This is a genomic window from Microbispora hainanensis, from assembly GCF_006874475.1.
Classification (GTDB): Bacteria; Actinomycetota; Actinomycetes; order Streptosporangiales; family Streptosporangiaceae; genus Microbispora; species Microbispora hainanensis.
Genome location: NZ_VIRM01000035.1, coordinates 1 through 18152 on the forward strand (window position 1 = coordinate 1; position 18152 = coordinate 18152).

An 18152-nucleotide genomic window follows, 5' to 3' on the forward strand; every position below is an offset into this window, starting at 1 on the left:
GTAATGTGAAGTGACATCCCGACGTAGGACAGGACCGATTTCCGACCAGACCGTACGCGACTACATCACACGCGGCGCATCCAAGCAGACGGCGTCGGCCGGCGTTACGACGTGGCCGGTTCTGGAGCGACGGCACCCCACATCAACGTGGAGCCCTTCAGCAGCTGCTCCGTCGCCCTGATTCCGGTCAGGTGCTCGACGAGCAGGAAAGCCGGCCCTCGGTAGAGCCGAGGACCCGATGGGTAAATCCTGTCGATCTCCGCCATCACATCCACGAGTTCGTCCGGGATCTCTGTCAGATATCCGTCATCGCCGCCCCAGGCGAATCGGATTTCGCCATCCTCACACCAGTAGAAGTAGTCCAAGTCCTTGATGGCGAGTGCGGCTTGGGAGACGAGGCGGGTGCCCTCAGACAGTTTGGTGATCAGGTCTTCGCGGTTGCCGAGCCAGTCGGGGTCGAAGACGAACGTCCAATCGCCGAAGGAGGTGACGCCCAAGGGCTCCCCAGAGCCCGAGTAGTAATCCGGGTCGTCGGGGAAGGGACCCGGCGTGAAGTCCTCCCATCGGCCGCCGAGGCGGGCGACCACCTGTTCCGGCGTCGCACGAATGTAGATGAAGCTGTAGCACTCCTCGGCGTATTCGCCGCAGAGCCAGGAGATATCGAGGGGCCGCATGGTCATGTCGTCATGCTGCCAGCCCCCACCGACAGAAATGGTCACGCGGAACGATGGAGCCGGGCGCGATGCGGCGTGGCGCACCATAGGCGCGAACCGGGGATTCCGACGACCAGCACGTCTTCGCCGTACAGCTCGGAGGCGGGTGACGCCGGAAACGGATGCTCGGCCGGCATCAATCGTCGCAGTACTTCGTCCGTCCTTGCCGGTCGAACTCGGCCTGCGGGAGCAGCACGTCGGAGACCTTGTCCCTCTCCGGGTCGTAGTCGTTCACGAGCACGGTGCCCGGGTTGCGCCTGAGCTTGCCCGCGTCGCCGATCTGGAACTCGACATGCGCGGTGGAGAAGGTGTTGTCCCGCGTCCAGCCGTACGCCCGATAGGTGATGGCCGGGTCGAGGGAGGGGATCCGCTGATCGGCCCGCCAGCCGTTCCCGGGAGCGTCGAGCCGGAACGACGCGGTCTCACCCGCCACCCGAGGAGCCCAATAGGAGGCGTCGTCGACGGGGGGATTGGGCGGCCCGCTCGCGTCGGGGTCGTACGTCTCGGGGGTGGGATCCTCCGAGTACGTGTCGTGGTAGACGGTCACGCCGTCCGGCTGCCGCCCGCACCAGGCCAGGACGATGACGAGGTTCCCGTCCTGGTCGAGGCCGACGCCGGTGATCCCGTTGATGGGGACGGTGCAGCCGGTCGCCCCGAAGGCGAGCAACCCGACCACGAGCAGACCCGCGAGCCGTCTCATACGGCGACGGTAGATCGCCACGCGGCCGAGGCCGAGGGCCGCGGGCAATTCGTGATCAGGATGCGACGACGCCGCTGCGGTCTCCGAGCACGCGCTCGGCGATCCGGTCCCACTTGTCACTGTGGCCGGGAAGATCGAGGATCTGCAGCATCAGGTCACGGTCGCCGTGATAGGCCCGGAACGACTCGGCGATCGTCACGCCGTTCGAGGGCCGGTGGAGCACCTCGATCTCGTCTCCGGCGCCGAGCTCGCCCTGCTCGACCACCCGGAAGTACGCCCCGGTGCGGTTCGCGTCGGTGAAGCGCTTCACCCAGCCGCGCTCGTCCAGCCAGTTGCGGAACACCACGCAGGGGATGCGGGGGGCGGTGACCTCCAGGACGGCCGTGCCGATCCGCCACCGCTCCCCGAGGACCGCACCGGTCACGTCGGCCCCGGACGTGGTGAGGTTCTCCCCGAACTGGCCGTCACGCAGGTCGCGGCCCATGATGGGCTCCCACCAGTCGTAGTCCTCCCGCGCGTACGCGTACACCGCCTGGTCCGGGTGGCCGTGGTTGACGACGTCGGCGCGCTCGTCGCCCGCGAGACCGTTCTCGCGGACGGCGATCCGGCCCTCGATCTTCCGCTTGTCGATCGCGGTGCGCCGCAGGTTGCCGGCCCAGTCGGCGTCCACGGCCCGGCCCACGTTCACTGAGAGGATGCGCATGACCAAACGTTAACCGATGGTCATGTTTCTCCGCGATCGCAATTAAGTTCTGGTCAACCCAGGGACGCCTACTTCTTGTTCTTGTCCGGGGCCTCGGACGAGAGGGCGGCGACGAAGGCCTCCTGGGGGACCTCCACCCGGCCGACCATCTTCATCCGCTTCTTGCCTTCCTTCTGCTTCTCCAGCAGCTTGCGCTTACGGCTGATGTCACCGCCGTAGCACTTGGCGAGCACGTCCTTGCGAATGGCCCGGATGTTCTCCCGGGCGATGACGCGGGCGCCGATCGCGGCCTGGATGGGCACCTCGAACTGCTGCCGCGGGATGAGCTCCTTGAGCTTCTTGGCCATCTCGACGCCGTAGGCGTACGCCTTCTCGCGGTGAACGATCGCGCTGAACGCGTCCACGGTCTCGCCCTGCAGCAGGATGTCCACCTTGACCAGGTCGGCCTCCTGCTCCCCGGACGGCTCGTAGTCGAGCGAGGCGTATCCGCGGGTCTTCGACTTGAGCTGGTCGAAGAAGTCGAAGATGATCTCGCCGAGCGGGAGCGTGTAGCGGATCTCGACCCGGTCCTCCGACAGGTAGTCCATGCCCTGAAGCTGCCCGCGGCGGCCCTGGCACAGCTCCATGATCGCGCCAATGAACTCGGACGGCGCGAGCACCGTGGCCTTCACCACCGGCTCGAAGATCTGGCCGATCTTCCCGGCCGGGAACTCCGACGGGTTGGTGACGACGTGCTCCTTGCCGTCCTCCATGATCACCCGGTAGATGACGTTGGGCGAGGTCGAGATCAGCGACAGGTTGAACTCGCGCTCCAGCCGCTCCCGGACGATCTCCATGTGCAGCAGGCCGAGGAAGCCGCAGCGGAAGCCGAAGCCGAGCGCCGCCGAGGTCTCCGGCTCGTACACGAGCGCGGCGTCGTTCAGCCGCAGCTTGTCGAGGGCCTCGCGCAGCTCGGGGTAGTCGTCGCCATCGATGGGATAGAGCCCGGAGTAGACCATCGGCTTGGGGTGCTCGTAGCCGCCCAGGGCCTCGGCGGCGGGCTTGGCCGCGTTGGTGACGGTGTCACCGACGCGGGACTGACGCACGTCCTTCACACCGGTGATCAGGTAGCCCACCTCGCCGACCCCGAGCCCCCGGTCGGACGGCATGGGCTCGGGCGAGATGACGCCGATCTCCAGCAGCTCGTGCTGCGCGCCGGTGGACATCATCAGCACGCGCTCGCGCTTGGAGAGGTGGCCGTCGACCACCCTGACGTACGTCACGACGCCCCGATAGGTGTCGTACACCGAGTCGAAGATCAGCGCCCGGGCGGGGACGTCGGGGTTCCCCACGGGCGCGGGGACGTGCTCCACGACGTGGTCGAGCAGCTCCTTGACCCCCGCGCCGGTCTTGCCGGACACGCGCAGCACGTCGGAGGGGTCGCAGCCGATGAGGCCCGCGATCTCCTCGGCGTACTTGTCCGGCTGCGCGGCGGGCAGGTCGATCTTATTGAGCACCGGGATGATGTGGAGGTCGGCGTTCATGGCCAGGTAGAGGTTGGCCAGCGTCTGGGCCTCGATGCCCTGCGCCGCGTCGACCAGCAGGATCGCGCCCTCGCACGCCTCCAGCGACCGGGACACCTCATAGGTGAAGTCCACGTGGCCGGGAGTGTCGATCATGTTGAGGACGTGGCCGTTCCACGGGAGCCGCACGGCCTGCGACTTGATCGTGATGCCCCGCTCCCGCTCGATATCCATGCGGTCGAGGTATTGCGCGCGCATCGATCTGTCGTCCACCACACCGGTGAGCTGCAGCATCCGGTCGGCGAGTGTCGACTTGCCATGGTCGATATGCGCGATGATGCAGAAGTTGCGGATCAACGCGGGGTCGGTCTGGCCAGGCTGAGTGCGCACCGAGGTCCGTTTCGACAAGATGATTGACTGCTGATCGGGCGGGCCGTCCGCCTCGCCTCGCGCTCGGCGGGCCCTCCCGAGGCTGGCGGACCAGCCACCCTCCATGGTGGCATGTCCGGGTGCTTGCCTTGACCACCAGACGTGTTCTGCGATTAGCCGCCATCGCCGTCGTGGCCGTGCCGCTCGCGCTCGGCCTGGCCGGCGCCGCCGCGCTGCGCCTGCAGTACGCCGGCACACCGGCCGGATGGGCCAGGACCACCGGCCACGACGCCCTGTGGATGGGCCACGCGTGGGTGGACGGCCGCCGCACCGAGGCCGACGTGCGGGCCCTCGCCGTACGGCTGCGCGCGAGCGGGATCAGGGACGTGTACGTCCACAGCGGGCCGTTCAAGTACGACGGGACCCTGCCGCCCGACCGCTACGCCAACGCCGGAAATTTTTTGAAATGGTGGCGGAAGAACGTGCCGGATGTGCGGGTATCCGCCTGGCTCGGCCAGACGGTCAACGACAACGGCAAGCTCCACCTGAGCCTGGCCGACACGGCGACGCGGGCACGCGTCGTGGCGGGCGCCCGCGACCTGGCCGCCCTCGGGTTCGACGGGATCCACTACGACTTCGAACCCGTCTCCGACGGGGACGGGCCGTTCCTCAGCGTCCTGCGCGAGACCCGGCAGGCCATCGGCGCCCGGCTGTTGTCGGTCGCCACCCAGCAGATCGAGCCGCTGCCCGGCCTGCGCGGCCCCACCGCCCTGGCGATCGGCCACGACAAGTACTGGACGCCGGACTACTTCCGCCAGGTCGTGGGCCTCACCGACCAGGTCGCGATCATGACGTACGACTCCTGGACGCCGCTCAGCTCCCTTTACGGCGGCTACGTCGCGCGGCAGACCTCGCTCGCCCTCGGCCTGGTGCCGGAGGACAAGACGCTCCTCATCGGGGCTCCGGCCTACCACGACCACGGCGTCTGGTACGGCGACTCGGCCGAGAGCGTCGAGACCACGGCCGAGGGCGCACGGCTCGCGCTCAGCGATCTCGGCCCGCGCACCGAGTTCGGCCTGGCCCTGTACGTGGACTTCGCGGCCACGGAGGAGGACTGGAGGGAGTACGAGCGGGCCTGGGTGCGCGGCGGCGCCCGAGGGAGCGTGGACTCCTAGGGTGGGCGGCCCGATGTGCGGACCGCGGTGGCCCCGCCGCGATAGCATGAGCAGGGGCGGCCCTGTCGTCGTTGATTTGAGCGGCGACCCGGGCTGTTGGTATCCTGTCCAACTGCGTGTGGCGCGCCCTCTCACCAGCCCGCGCGCCCCATCCGACCAAGACTTAACACTGAGGCTTTCTTCGTGGCGAACATCAAGTCCCAGATCAAGCGCAACCGGCAGAACGAGAAGCGCCGGCTGCGTAACAAGGCCGTCAAGTCGTCCCTGAAGACCGCGGTCCGCAAGTTCCGCGAGGCTGCCGACCAGGGCAACGTCGACGATGCCCTCGTCGCGCTCAAGGCCGCGTCCCGTCAGCTCGACAAGGCCGTCAGCAAGGGCGTCATTCACAAGAACCAGGCCGCCAACCGGAAGTCGGCGATCGCCAAGCGCGCCGCCGCTCTGCAGGGCGCCAAGTAGGTCGACCGACGCGCACGCCGCATCCCCCTCGCGGGGGTGCGGCGTTTTCGCGTGCCCGCCGCCGGCGTGGCGCGGCCTTTTCGCATGCCCGACAGCGGCGTGGTGCGATGCAGCCGCCTGCCCCCTGTCGGCAGCAGGACGGTCGGAGGTTGCCGGGCCGGTAATGGCTGCCGGTGTCTGGCCGGTAAGGGCCCTCATGTCAGGCCGGCACGGGCTGCGCCGCCTCCTCCGTCGTACGCCGCCGGACCTCGGGCAGGGCGAGCACGGCCAGGTTGACCACGGCCACCAGCGCCGCCGCCGTGAGCAGCGGTGCCGCTGTGCCGGCCCAGGCGGCGACCGGCGCGGCCGCGGCGAGCCCGAGAGGCCGTGCCGCGAAGGAGATCAGGCCGTCGAACGAGTCCACCCGGCCGAGGGCCTGCGGCTCCACACGCTGCTGCACCACCGTCTCCCACAGCGGCGTCAGCATCCCCACGCCCAGCATGGCGACGACGTACGCGGCGGTCACGACCACGGCCGGGGCGGGCAACGCCGCAGGGAACGCGAAGGCGGCGAGCGGGCACGCGTAGACCGCGGCGCCGACCGCCGCCACGGCGAGGGGCCGCCGGATCCGCAGCCTGGGGGCCACGAAGACGCCGAGCACCGTCGCCACCGTTCCCGCCTGCATCACGACCACCCAGGTCGAGTCCCCTCCCAGGCTGCGTACGGCGATGACGGGACCGAGGGTCAGCAGGATGCCCGCCCCGAAGTGCCAGACGCCATGCCCGGCCACGCTGATCAGGAACCAGCGGTGCCGCCGCGCCTCGCGCCACCCTTCCCGCAGGTCGTGGAGGAAGTGATCGCGTTCGGCCGCCGGCCGCGAAGCCGTCACCAGGCCGCCCAGCGTGACCGCGGACCCGGCGAACAGCACCCCGGTCAGCAGGAAGGACCATCCCGGCCCGAGCCACAGCGTCAGGCCTCCGGCGAGCGCGGGACCGGCGATCTGGGCGACGCCGCCGGCCACTCCCATGTGGGCGTTCACCCGGAGCCGGCGCTCCGCCGGCACCACTCCGACGACCAGCGGGGACACCGCCGGGACGCCGAAGGCCACCGCGGCTCCGGTGAGTGCCGCGAGTCCCGCCATCAGCGCGACAGGGGGCTGCCCGAGGAGGAGCAGCGACCCCAGTGTCACCTGAGCGGCGCAGCGGACCAGATCGGCCACGAGGATCACCCGCCTCGGCGGGAAGCGGTCGGCGAACACTCCGCCGACCGGGAGCAGCAGGAGCATGGGCAGCATCTCGGCGGCGAGGACGACACCGAGATCGAGGGCGGAGCCCGTCACTCTGATGACGGCGAGGGTGAGCCCGGTGGGGATGAGTGCGGTGGCGAGCGCCGCGACCGTCCGCCCGGCGACCAGACGTGCAATCATGCGAGGCAAGGTATTTCGCCAGCGAATCTTTCGTCAACGTATTTTTATCTGGCGTAGGATTGCCTCGTGGACGACTCGGTGGACCGGCACATCGCGCGGTGGCGCGGGAAGGCGCCCTTCGACGAACGCGTGGAGGCGATCGTCACGCGCATGCAGTTCCTGGTGAAGCACCTGGCCCAGGCGAAGGACGGCGCGCTCGCCGCGGTGGGCCTGCAGGACTTCGAGTACGAGACCCTGCACTGGCTCGGGGCCCGGGGAGAGGGCGGCCGTGCCACCCCGTCGGAGCTCGCCGCCGAGCTGAAGGTCTCCCCCGCCGGCATGACGGGCCGCCTGGACACCCTGGAGAAGGCGGGGCTCGTCCGGCGCATCCGCAGCGTGGAGGACCGCCGCCGGGTGGACGTGGAGCTGACGAGCGAGGGCCGCGCGATCTGGCTCAAGGCGATGGACCTGCGCGGCGAGGTCGAGGACACGATGGTGGGCGTCCTGGGGCCGGACGACCAGGAGATCCTCGCCGCGTTGCTCAAGCGAATGCTGCTGCGCATGGAGAACCCCGGCCGCGGCTGACCGGTGGGCGGGGAGCGGCGCGTCCAGGCATGGCGACCGGCTCCCGCGACCAGGCGTCCCCGGCCGGGCGTCTCGGTGCCTCGGCGACGTCCCGAGCCGAGGAGGTGTGGTCAGCGCTTGTGTCGGCTGGCCACGATCGTGTGGACGGCCTTCTCCAGCGCGTACGCCGGGTCGGTGCCGCCGCCCTTGACCTGCTCGTCGGCGGTGGCCACGGCCTGGAGGGCGACGGAGATCCCCTCCGGCCCCCAGCCGGCAAGCTGGCGCTTCACCCGGTCGATCTTCCACGGCGGCATGCCCACGTGGCTCGCCAACTGGCCGCCGCGCAGGTTGCGGGGCGCCCCGCCCACCTTGGCGAGCGAGCGCAGGCCCGCCGCGAGCGCACTGACGATCAGCACCGGCGCCACGCCCGTGGCGAGGGCCCAGCGGACCTGTTCGAGCGCCTCCCCCAAACGGCCCTCGATGGCCAGGTCGGCGATGGTGAAGCCGCTGACCTCCGCGCGCCCCCGGTAGTACTTCGCGACCGCCGCCTCGTCGATGTTCTTGCCCTCGGTGTCGAAGGCGAGCTGGCTGCAGGCGGCGGCCAGTTCGCGCAGGTCGCTCCCCACCGCGTCGAGCAACGCCTGGGCGGCGGCGGGCGAGATCGATCGGCCCTCCCGGCGGACCTCGGCCTTGATGAAGTCGAGCCGCTCCCCCGCCTTGGTCGCCTTGGCCACGGTGACGACGTCCGCGCCCGCCTTCTTCACCCCGTCCACCAGGGCCTTCCCCTTGGCCCCGCCGGCGTGGGCCAGCACCAGCACCGCGTTGTCGGCCGGATGGGCGGTGTATTTCACGATCTCGGCGATGACGTCCTTCGAGAGGTCCTGAGCCCCGCGGATCACGATGACCGACCGGTCCCCGAACAATGAGGGGGAAGCGAGCCCGGCCAGCTCCCCCGGCTCCACCTTGCTCCCCTGAAGGTCGTGCAGCTCCGCCCCCGGATCCTCGGCGCGTACCGCCGCCACGATGGAGCCCATGGCGCGATCGGCCAGGAACTCCTCGTCGCCGACGACCAGGGTCACAGGTGCTGGGTTCGCCATGTCACGCAGCATGCCACGCCCAGGCGGCCGGGGCACATCCACCGCCAGCCCCGCCCTCGCCTTCTTCACCTGGCTCGCGCTCCTTTTCCCCGTACGACCACAGCCAGGCCGTTGTGAGTGGCGACGACGGCGATGTCTCCCGACAGGTCGGTGCGGTAGGGGCGCATGCCCAGCCAGCGCAGGCGCCGCAGCGTCAGCGGGGCGGGATGCCCGTAATCGTTGACCGCGCCGACGCTGATGAGCGCGGCCCGCGCGCCTGTGGCGGCGAGGAAGGCCGGTGTCTGTCTCGACGAGCCGTGATGGGGAACTTTCAGCAGGTCGACCCGTGGCAGGCCGCGCCGCACCAGGGCTTCCTGCGCCTCCGTCTCCAGGTCGCCGGCGAGCAGGGCCGCCCCGAGAGCCGGTGCCGGCGAGCCGTCTGGTGCCGTGGACGGTCCGAACCAGCGGACCAGCAGCACGACGCTGGCGTTGTTGGCCACCGCCCCCTCGCCGGGACCCTGCGGCCCCACACCGGGCTCGGGCGCGAGCACGGTGATCTCGCTCGGTCCGAACCGCCACCGCAATCCGGGGACCGCCTGCCATTCCGGAATGTGCGCCGCCCTGAGCTGTGCGGAGACGCGTCCGGCCTCGCCCTCGGGCACGCGGCTCGGGCTCACGACCACCGCCCCCACCGCCCGGCGGCGCAGCACGCCCGGCAGCCCGCCGACATGGTCGAGATGGGGATGGGTCAGGACCACGAGCGGCACCTGTCGTACCCCGAGAGCGCGCAGGCACCGATCGGCGGGGCCCGGCTGCGGCCCGGTGTCGACCACCACCGCCCGGCCGGGACCGGCCGCCAGCGCCAGGGCGTCCCCCTGCCCGACGTCGCAGACGACCAGCAGCCATCCCGGCGGCGGCCAGGGCGACACCACCGGCATGGCCACGAGCGCGGCGAGCAGCGCTCCGGCGGAGAGCGCCGCCACCAGGCGTCTTCGCGCGCGGCCACGCAGCACGAGCCATCCTGCGACGGCCGCCGCCGCGAGCGCGGCGACGCCCGCCGCTCCCCCGAACCACTCCGCCGAGGCGAACGGAAGGTCCGCTGCCCGCTGCGCCACCGCGATGATCCAGCCCACCGCCCACCCCGCAGGGCGCACCAGCAGCCGGGCCAGGTCCATGCTCACCGGAGCGACCAGTGCGGCTCCGAACCCCAGCACCGTCGCGGGCGCCACCGCGGGCTCCGCGAGGAGGTTGGCCGGGATCGCCGCCAGGTCGAGGCGCCCCGACATCAGCACCAGCAGGGGCGTGACCGCCGCCTGCGCCGCGGCGGTCACCGCCAGGGCCTCGGCGAGCAGGCGGGGCACCCGGCGGGCCGTCAGACGGTCGCGCCATCGGGGAGCGAGGACCAGAATGCCGCCGGTCGCGAACACCGACAGCGCGAAGCCCCACTGACGGGCCAGCCCGGGATCGAACACGACCAGTCCCAGCACGGTCGCCGACAGGGCGGCCACCCCGTCCCGGGTGCGGCCGGTGCCGAGGGCCGCGGCGGCGACGGTTCCCATGACGAGGGCTCGCAGCACGCTTGGCGACGGCCGCGCCACGACCGAGAAAGCGATCATCGCGATGACCGCGACGACGGCCCGGAGAGCCAGAGGCAGGCCGGCGAAGCGCCCGACCACCAGCACAGCGCCCGCCACGATCGCCAGATTGGTGCCGGACACGGCGGTGAGGTGGCTCAGGCCCGCCGTCACCAGGTCGAGCCGCACCTCCTCGTCGAGGCGTGACACGTCGCCGACGACCAGGCCGGGCAGCAGCCCGCGCTGGTCGTCCGGCAGCACACCGCTCGCCTCACGCAGCCCCTCGCGCAGCACCCCGGCCGTACGCTGAACGGCCGAGGGCGTGCCGATCGGCTCTGGCGGCCCCCGGACGAGCATGACGGCCGCGACCGGCTCACCCTGCTCCGCCGGGCCCAACCGCCCGCGCACCCTGACCCGCTGGCTGGGCAGCAGCGGACGCCAGCCGTCGGCGGGGCCGAGCAGCACGACGGGCACGTCCACGGCGTACCGCTCCCGAGCGGCCGACACCAGCAGCATCCGGGCGCGGACGACCGCCGTCTCCCGCCGGGACACCCCGCCCTGGTGCGGCCGGATGCGCGGATCGTCGGTGATCTCGGCTTCCGCCGTCACCGTGACGTTCCGGCGGGCCAGGTCCGGCACCGGCCCGGTCGTCACCCGGTGGACCGTGAACGCCGTCAGCGCGGCCGTGACGGCCGTGGACGCGAGCACCGCCAAGGCGATCCTGAGGGCGGCCCCCGGCGCTCCCGCCGGGTCGGCGAGTCCGCCGCCTGCCTGCTTGCCGCGCCGCCCGGCGGTCCACGCCGTCGCCCACGTGACCGCACCCGCGACGGTCGCGGCCAGCGCCACGGCGGCTCCGGCGACGGCCGAGCAGCCGAGCAGCACGAGCGCCGTGAGCCAGGCGGAGACCGCCGGAGCGGCCAGAGCCACCGGACCCGAAACCGCCCTGCCCCGTCCCGCCTCATCGCGGCGCTCGGGCAGGTCGCCGGCGATCACACGGAGACCTTGTCGCGCATCTCGGCGAACTTCCTGTCTCCGATGCCCGGGACCTCCTTCAACTGGTCGACGCTCTGGAAGCCTCCGTGCGCGTTCCGATAGTCGACGATCCGTTGCGCGATCACGCCGCCGATCCCGGGCAGCGCGTCGAGTTGCTCGGCGGTGGCGGTGTTGAGGTTCACCACCCCCGGTCCGGGCGCCATGGTCGATCCCGGAACGGAAGCGAGCCCCGCGTCGGCCGCCGCCGGGCTTCCGGCGACGATCTGCTCACCGTCCACCAGACGCCGGGCCAGGTTGATCCCACCCGGTTTCGCGCCCTTCCGCAGACCTCCCGCGGCCTCGATCGCGTCGGCGACCCGCGCGCCGGACGCGAGGACGAACACTCCCGGGTGGCGAACCTTGCCCGTCACATAAACGACGACCCGCGCAGGCGAACCGGGGGTGGTGACCGCGGGGCCGCCGGCACCCGCGACATAGGCCGTCGCGCCCGGCCCGCTGTCGCCTCCCGGGCCCGGCGACGCGGGCGCCGCCGAACCGGGCGGCACGTCGCGGCCGGTGGCGGAGCCCGCGGCATGGTCTGCGGCGTGGTCTGTGGCGTGGTCTGCGGCAGGGCCGAGGTCGCGAACCGCGGCGGCCGGGAGTGGCGGGCCGATGGGCTCGGCCACCGGCCGCGACCGCCAGGCCAGGACCCCGGTGACGACCGCGGCGAGCAGCCCGGCGGCCACGAGCACCCGCAACCCGGGCATGCCGGGATCGAGCCGTGGCAGGGCACGACCGAGAGCCGCTCGTCCGCGCGCTCTCAGGTCCGGCGCGGACGTCCCCGGCCCGTCCGGACGTGCTGGCGACTCGTCCAGGCGTCCTCCCCACCGATCGGCGGCCTCCTCGGGCAGGCCGAAGGTCTCCTCGCGGTAAGGGCCGTCCTCGGCCTCCGTCGAATGCTCGGGCACGTAGGTCTCCGTACAGACGATGTGGGGAGCGCCGAACGACGGCGGCGGCCCGGGCGGGGACGGCGTCGACCGCAGGCGGGCGGACGGGGGAACCGGATCGAGCGGACGCAGCAGCCCGCGCAGGCGGGACTCGCCGACGACACCGCGTGCGGCCCCACGAGACTCCTTGCTTCGCACGCCATGGACGGTAGGGACTCACCGAACCCTCAATCGCCGCCGAACGCGATTCTGTGGACAACCCGCGAACCCCCGGTCGCCCGGCAACGCGACGAGGGTGATGTGCGGCTTGGCCGGAGGCTCAGCCGGGGGTGGCGGGGGCGATGGTGACGCCGAGCATGCCGGGACCGACGTGGGCCCCGAGGACCGGGCCGATTTCGGCCACCCACATCCGTACGAGCCTGGGCAGTCGTGCTGTCAGGCCCTTGGTGAGCGCCTCGGCCCGCTCGGCGGCCATCAGGTGCTGTACGGCCACGTCGACCGGCCGGTCCCCGGCGGCCTCGACGGCCAGGTCCTCCAGGCGGGCGAGGGCCCGGCTCCCGGTGCGGACCTTCTCCAGGACGCCGATCTCGCCCTCGGCCATGCGCAGCAGCGGTTTGATCGACAGCGCCGATCCCAGGAGGCCGGCCACCCGGCCGATGCGGCCGCCGTGCCGCAGGTAGTCGAGCGTCTCGACGTAGAAGAACGTGCTTGCGGAGGCGGCCCTCCGCCGGGCCACGTCGGCCACTTCGGCGGCCGGGGCCCCCGCCGCGGCCGCCCCCGCGGCGGCCAGTGCCGCGAAGCCGAGTCCCATGGCGATCGACCCGCTGTCGACGACCTCGACCGGCACAGGGGCTTGTCTCGCGGCCAGACGTGCGGAGTCGGCGGTGCCGGACAGCGCGCCGGACAGATGGACGGAGACGATCGCGGTGGCGCCGTCCGCGGCGGCCCGCCGGTAGGCGTCCGCGAAACGCTCGGGAGCCGGGCGCGAGGTGAGGATCGGCGAGCGGGCCTTGAGGGCGTGCGCGAGAAGACCGGCGTCGAACGGGGTCACGTCGTCGATCTCGCGATCACCGAGGATCACTTGAACCGGCACGACGGTGATGTTCCATCTGCCGGTCGCCTCGGCGCCGAGGTACGCCGTGGAATCGGTGACGACAGCGACAGATGGTGACATATCGCGAGATTACCCGCGGGTGATCGCCTGGCAAGCTTTTCCGGAACCCCGGGCCGCCTTTTCCTGGATCTCCCAGCCTTTTCCCGGACCTCCAGGCCTTTTCATAAACCTTCAGACCGCTTGCTGGATCTTCAGGCCTCGCGCACGGCCCGCCCGTCGCCGAACCGGCCTTCACGAAAACCGGCCCGTCACAAAACCGGCCCGTTACTGGACCGGTACGCCGCCCCGCCAGACCCGACGCGGCTTGAGACCGAACGACCAGGCGAACGCGCCCTCGTGGTCGGCGTCCCACTGGACGATGTCGGCCAGGCGGCCGGGGGCGAGGATGCCGCGGTCGGGCGCGCCGAGGACCTGGGCTCCACCCAGCGTGGCGGCCCGCAGGGCGTCTCCGACGCTCATCCCGAACGCCGCCACCGCGAGGCTGATGACCAGGGACATCGAGGTGATGCCGCAGTGGCCCGGGTTGTGGTCGCTGCCGAGCGCGATCGGGACACCCTGGGCCAGCATCCGGCGCACCGGCGGGAGGTGGCCCACCTGCAGAGCCGCGCCCGGGCAGACGACGGCGGGCACGCCGTACCTCGCCATCAGGGCGACGTCCTCGTCCGAGGCGTGGTGGAGCAGGTCGGCGGAGGCGCAGCCCATCTCGGCCGCGAGCTGGACGGCGCCGCGCCGGTTGTAGGCGCCCGCGTGGATGCGCGGCAGCAGCCCGACGTTGCGGCCGGAGGCCAGCACCCAGCGGGCCTCCTCTGCGGTGAAGTGGCCGTCGTCGCAGTAGACGTCGACGCTGTCGGCCCCGGCGCCGGCGGCGTCCGCGCACCAGGAGGCCACGGCCTCGACGTAGTCGCGCTGGCGGCCGAAGTATTCCGGCGGCACCACGTGGGCGGCCAGGAACGTGACGTGGACCCGCGGCATCATCGGCTCTTTTTCGAGCTCGCGCAGCAGCCGCACGTCGGCCAGCTCGCCGTCGCGGGTGAGGTGGTAGCCGGTCTTGGCCTCGACGGTGGTGGTGCCGCCGAGCAGCCACTCGCGCAGCCGCTCGCGGACCCCGTTGCACAGCGTCCAGGGGTCGGTGCCGCGGGTCACGGTGACGGTCGAGCCGATGCCGCCGCCCGCCGCCGCGATGGCCGAGGCGCTGGACCCGCCGGAGCGCATCGCCATCTCCGCGTAGCGGTTGCCGGCGTACACGGGGTGGGTGTGCGCGTCGATGAGGCCGGGCGTGACGAGCGCGCCGCCGAGGTTCTCCACGTGGTCGACGTCGACGATGTCGTCCACGACGCCGGGAACGCTCTGCGGGAGGTCGGCGGCGCGGCCGACCCACGCGATCCGGTCGTTGTGCACGAGGATCGCGGCGTTGCTGCACACATCGTGTCCGGTCCAGAGCCGGCCGATGTTGGTGAGAAGGCGAACGGTCATCCGACCACCTGCCAAACACCCCGGGACGACGAAAGGCCCCCGCCTGCGGGCGCCTGGCCCGCCGGGTCCGCTTCGCGTCCGGACGTCATTGGGGGGTCTCCTGCCTCATCGCGCACCGATGTTGTGCGATGACCCTACCGCCGGGATCTCGAACCCGGGCGATTCAGTTCAGTTACGGTATTTCACAGGTGGGCTTGATGTACAGGGTTAGCGACAGAAACGTAGGCCGGCATCATGCGCATCGCCGCGCATCAGTCGTCTCACACGCTGCGGCGAGATCAGGTTCGACGAGACCGATCCGTTGTCCGCGAACGCCTTGAATAGGGTGACCGCACTGCCTGGAGTCATGTTGTTACCCACGCCATAAGGTCCCATTAGGCTTTCCTTATCTTAGCAAGGGCAACCGCCGGCGGGCCACCGACACGCGAAGGTGGCCCGCCGAGGAAAGGCGTCAGACGGTTTCGACGGGTTTGGCCACCCGGTCGAGCTCCGCGTACAGGTCGGCGAGGACCCGGGCGTGCAGGACGGTGCCGTCGCCGGTGTGCTCCAGCGACAGGACCTCGCCCTCGCTGTGCGCCCGCGCGATCAGGTCGCCCCTGTCGTATGGCACCAGCAGCCTCACCTCGTGGTCGAGGCGGGGCAGCTCCCGCTCGATCACGGCCATGAGCTCACTGATCCCGGCCCCGGTGCGGGCGGAGACGACGACGCTGTGCCGTTCCTTCATGGTCAGCCGGGTCAGCACGACGGGGTCGGCGGCGTCGGCCTTGTTGACGACCACGATCTCCGGGATGTCCCGCGCGCCCTCGATCTCGGCCAGCACCTCGCGCACGGCCGCGATCTGCGACTCGGGGTCGGGGTGCGAGCCGTCCACCACGTGGAGGATCAGGTCGGCGTCGCCCACCTCCTCCAGCGTCGAGCGGAACGCCTCGACGAGCTGGTGGGGCAGGTGCCGTACGAACCCGACCGTGTCGGCCAGCGTGAACAGGCGGCCCTCGGGCGTGCGGGCCTTGCGCACGGTCGGGTCGAGGGTCGCGAACAGCGCGTCCTCGACCAGCACTCCGGCGCCGGTCAGCTGGTTGAGCAGCGACGACTTGCCGGCGTTGGTGTATCCGGCGATCGCCACGGCGGGCACCTCGCGGGCCTGCCGCCGGTGCCGCATGGTCTGCCGTGCGGTCGACATCTCCTTGATCTGCCGCCGCAGCTTGGCCATCCGCTCGCGGATCCGCCGCCGGTCCAGCTCGATCTTGGTCTCACCGGGACCGCGGCCACCGATGCCGACGCCGCCGGCGGCGCGGCCGCCGACCTGACGGGACAGGTTGCCACCCCAGCCTCGCAGGCGCGGCAGCAGGTATTGCAGCTGCGCCAGCTCGACCTGGGCCTTGCCCTCGCGGCTCTTGGCGTGCTGGGCGAAGATGTCGAGGATCAGCGCGGTCCGGTCGATGACCTTGACCTTCACGATCTCTTCGAGCTGGCGGAGCTGGCCGGGGGTCAGCTCGCCGTCGCAGATCACGGTGTCGGCGCCGCTCGCGGCGACGATGTCACGCAGCTCGATCGCCTTGCCCGATCCGATGTAGGTGGCGGGGTCGGGCCGGTCGCGACGCTGGATCAGACCCTCCAGCACCTGCGATCCGGCGGTTTCGGCCAGCAGCTTCAGCTCCTGCAGCGAGTTCTCCGCGTCCAGCGCGGTGCCGCCCGCCCAGACGCCGACCAGGACGACCCGCTCCAGCCGCAGCTGCCGGTATTCGACTTCGGTGATGTCTTCGAGCTCTGTCGACAGACCCGCTACGCGGCGGAGCGCCTGGCGCTCTTCCAGTTCGTAATCGCCCACGGCGAGGTCTTCGGGCTCGTTTCGCATATATGTCATCTCTACTAGACAGAACAGTCGGACACCCCGATGCCTTCCCAGGCCCCGGATGCCTCCCGTCGATGGTGACACGACCCCCGGGACGTACGCACTCCCTTATGCGCCCGATTCGCCAGGAGCCGAGCCAATTCCCAATCATCAACAAACGGGATGTAGCAGGGTTGATCACGAGCGGGGCCGACCGGCGCCCCCGTGCACAGCAGGAGGAGAGCGTGACAACCCTGGGCACCGACCTTCGCCGTACGGTACGCGGGCAGGTCCACGTCCCCGGCGACGACGGCTTCGAGTCAGCGCGACTGCCGTGGAACCGGGCGGTCGACCAGCGGCCGGCCGCGGTCGTGGCGGTCGAGGACGCGGCCGACGCCGCCGCCGCGGTCCGCTTCGCGAGCCGGGCCGGCCTCCCCGTCGCGGTGCAGCCGAGCGGGCACGGCGCCACGACCCGCCTCGACGGCACGATCCTGCTGCGCACAGGACGGCTGCGCAGTGTGGAGGTCCTGCCGGAGCGGCGGACCGCCCGGGCCGAGGCCGGCGTGCAGTGGGGTGAGCTGCTGACCGCGACCGGCAAGCACGGGCTGACCGGCCTGCCCGGCGGCTCCCCCGTCGTCACTGTCACCGGCTACACCCTCGGTGGCGGGCTCGGCTGGTTCTCCCGCAGGCACGGCTGGGCGGCCGGCGCCGTACGCGCCTTCGAGGTGGTCGCCGCCGACGGCACGCAGGCCCGCGTCACGGCCGAAACGGACCCCGAGCTGTTCTGGGCGCTGCGCGGCGGCGGGGGCGACTTCGCGCTGGTGACGGCGATGGAGCTGGACCTGCACCCGGCGCCGCACCTGTACGGCGGGCGCATGCTGTGGCCCGCCGAGCGGACGCCCGAGGTGCTCGCCGCCTATCGCGAGGTGACGGCGGCGGCGCCCGCGGAGCTGACCGTGTGGTTCGCGATGGTGAAGTTCCCGGCGGCGCCCCATGTGCCCGAGCCGTTGCGCGGGCTGGCCGCGGTCGCGGTGGACGCGACGTTCCTGGGCGGCGAGGAGGAGGGGCGCGACCTGCTCCGGCGGTTCGAGGGCATCCCCGGCGTGCTGAGCGACAGCCGCGCGGCGATGCCCCTGGACGCCCTGGGCGGCATCTGCGCCGAGCCGACGCAGCCGGTGCCCGGCGCGGGCCGCGCCGAACTGCTGACCGGGCTCGGCGACGCCGTGGCGGACGACCTGCTCGCGGCCGTGGGAGGCATCGCCCCCGTGGGCACCGTGCAGGTGCGTCACCTGGGCGGCGCGCTGAGCCGGCCCGCGGACGGCGGCGGGGCGTGCGGGCACATCGCCGAGCCTTACCTGCTGAGCATGGTCGGGCCGGTCCTGTCGCCCGAGGGCGGGCAGGCGCTCACCGCGCGGATGGCGGAGATCGCCCAGGCGATGGCGCCGCACACCAGCGGCCGCAAGCCGTTCACCTACCTGAACGGCGGCGAGACGGCCGCCTCCGCGTTCGACGCGGACACGCTGGCCCGGCTGCGCGAGATCAAGCGCCGGCGCGACCCCGGCGGTGTCTTCCGCGCCAACCGGCCGGTGCTCGGATAGC

Annotated in this window: 15 protein-coding genes; 4 read left to right on the forward strand and 11 right to left on the reverse strand. The window is 71.7% G+C overall.

Annotated elements, in window-relative coordinates; genetic code table 11:
• Positions 1 to 104: 104 nt before the first annotated feature.
• From FLX08_RS25470 to lepA, 4 genes are all read right to left on the reverse strand, one after another.
• Positions 105 to 680, reverse strand: coding sequence for a DUF6461 domain-containing protein (locus FLX08_RS25470; RefSeq protein WP_142622113.1), 576 nt, complete (start codon positions 678 to 680; stop codon positions 105 to 107).
• Positions 681 to 849: 169 nt separating this feature from the next.
• Positions 850 to 1413 (reverse strand): hypothetical protein, encoded by a 564-nt coding sequence (locus FLX08_RS25475; RefSeq protein WP_142622115.1) that lies wholly within the window; start codon positions 1411 to 1413, stop codon positions 850 to 852.
• A gap of 55 nt (positions 1414 to 1468) precedes the next feature.
• Positions 1469 to 2116 carry an MOSC domain-containing protein gene (locus FLX08_RS25480; RefSeq protein ID WP_142622117.1) on the reverse strand — a complete coding sequence of 216 codons (648 nt, stop codon included), beginning with the start codon at positions 2114 to 2116 and terminating at the stop codon, positions 1469 to 1471.
• A gap of 68 nt (positions 2117 to 2184) precedes the next feature.
• Positions 2185 to 4008 carry a translation elongation factor 4 gene (lepA, locus tag FLX08_RS25485; RefSeq protein ID WP_244312880.1) on the reverse strand — a complete coding sequence of 608 codons (1824 nt, stop codon included), beginning with the start codon at positions 4006 to 4008 and terminating at the stop codon, positions 2185 to 2187.
• Positions 4009 to 4127: 119 nt separating this feature from the next.
• Between lepA and FLX08_RS25490 the strand changes: the two genes are divergently transcribed.
• Together FLX08_RS25490 and rpsT are read left to right on the forward strand one after the other, a co-directional pair.
• A complete protein-coding gene (locus FLX08_RS25490) occupies positions 4128 to 5162 on the forward strand; it encodes a glycoside hydrolase family 18 protein (RefSeq protein ID WP_142622121.1) in 1035 nt (344 codons plus the stop codon).
• Positions 5163 to 5345: 183 nt separating this feature from the next.
• Complete coding sequence (gene rpsT, locus FLX08_RS25495; RefSeq protein WP_142622123.1) at positions 5346 to 5618, forward strand: 30S ribosomal protein S20; 273 nt, start codon at positions 5346 to 5348, stop codon at positions 5616 to 5618.
• Between the two features lie 199 nt (positions 5619 to 5817).
• Here the strand turns inward: rpsT and FLX08_RS25500 are convergent, their stop codons facing one another.
• Entirely contained in the window at positions 5818 to 7023 is a 1206-nt protein-coding gene (locus FLX08_RS25500) for an MFS transporter (protein ID WP_142622125.1), read from the reverse strand.
• Between the two features lie 66 nt (positions 7024 to 7089).
• Between FLX08_RS25500 and FLX08_RS25505 the strand changes: the two genes are divergently transcribed.
• Entirely contained in the window at positions 7090 to 7587 is a 498-nt protein-coding gene (locus tag FLX08_RS25505; protein WP_208761652.1) for a MarR family winged helix-turn-helix transcriptional regulator, read from the forward strand.
• Positions 7588 to 7697: 110 nt separating this feature from the next.
• Here the strand turns inward: FLX08_RS25505 and holA are convergent, their stop codons facing one another.
• The 6 genes from holA to hflX form a co-directional block, all read right to left on the reverse strand.
• Positions 7698 to 8663 (reverse strand): DNA polymerase III subunit delta, encoded by a 966-nt coding sequence (holA, locus tag FLX08_RS25510; protein WP_244312882.1) that lies wholly within the window; start codon positions 8661 to 8663, stop codon positions 7698 to 7700.
• Between the two features lie 65 nt (positions 8664 to 8728).
• On the reverse strand, positions 8729 to 11209 hold the full coding sequence (locus FLX08_RS25515) for a ComEC/Rec2 family competence protein (RefSeq protein WP_142622127.1): 2481 nt from the start codon (positions 11207 to 11209) through the stop codon (positions 8729 to 8731).
• Positions 11206 to 12333 carry a ComEA family DNA-binding protein gene (locus FLX08_RS41505; RefSeq protein WP_208761653.1) on the reverse strand — a complete coding sequence of 376 codons (1128 nt, stop codon included), beginning with the start codon at positions 12331 to 12333 and terminating at the stop codon, positions 11206 to 11208. The genes FLX08_RS25515 and FLX08_RS41505 overlap by 4 nt, the downstream gene beginning before the upstream one ends.
• 121 nt (positions 12334 to 12454) lie before the next feature.
• On the reverse strand, positions 12455 to 13309 hold the full coding sequence (locus FLX08_RS25525; protein WP_142622129.1) for a DegV family protein: 855 nt from the start codon (positions 13307 to 13309) through the stop codon (positions 12455 to 12457).
• Positions 13310 to 13513: 204 nt separating this feature from the next.
• Positions 13514 to 14722, reverse strand: a complete 1209-nt coding sequence (hutI, locus tag FLX08_RS25530; RefSeq protein WP_142622131.1) for an imidazolonepropionase — start codon at positions 14720 to 14722, stop codon at positions 13514 to 13516.
• A 451-nt stretch (positions 14723 to 15173) separates the two neighbouring features.
• On the reverse strand, positions 15174 to 16577 hold the full coding sequence (gene hflX, locus FLX08_RS25535) for a GTPase HflX (protein WP_244312883.1): 1404 nt from the start codon (positions 16575 to 16577) through the stop codon (positions 15174 to 15176).
• Between the two features lie 221 nt (positions 16578 to 16798).
• Between hflX and FLX08_RS25540 the strand changes: the two genes are divergently transcribed.
• A complete protein-coding gene (locus FLX08_RS25540) occupies positions 16799 to 18151 on the forward strand; it encodes an FAD-binding oxidoreductase (RefSeq protein WP_244312884.1) in 1353 nt (450 codons plus the stop codon).
• The last annotated feature ends 1 nt before the right edge of the window (position 18152 follow it).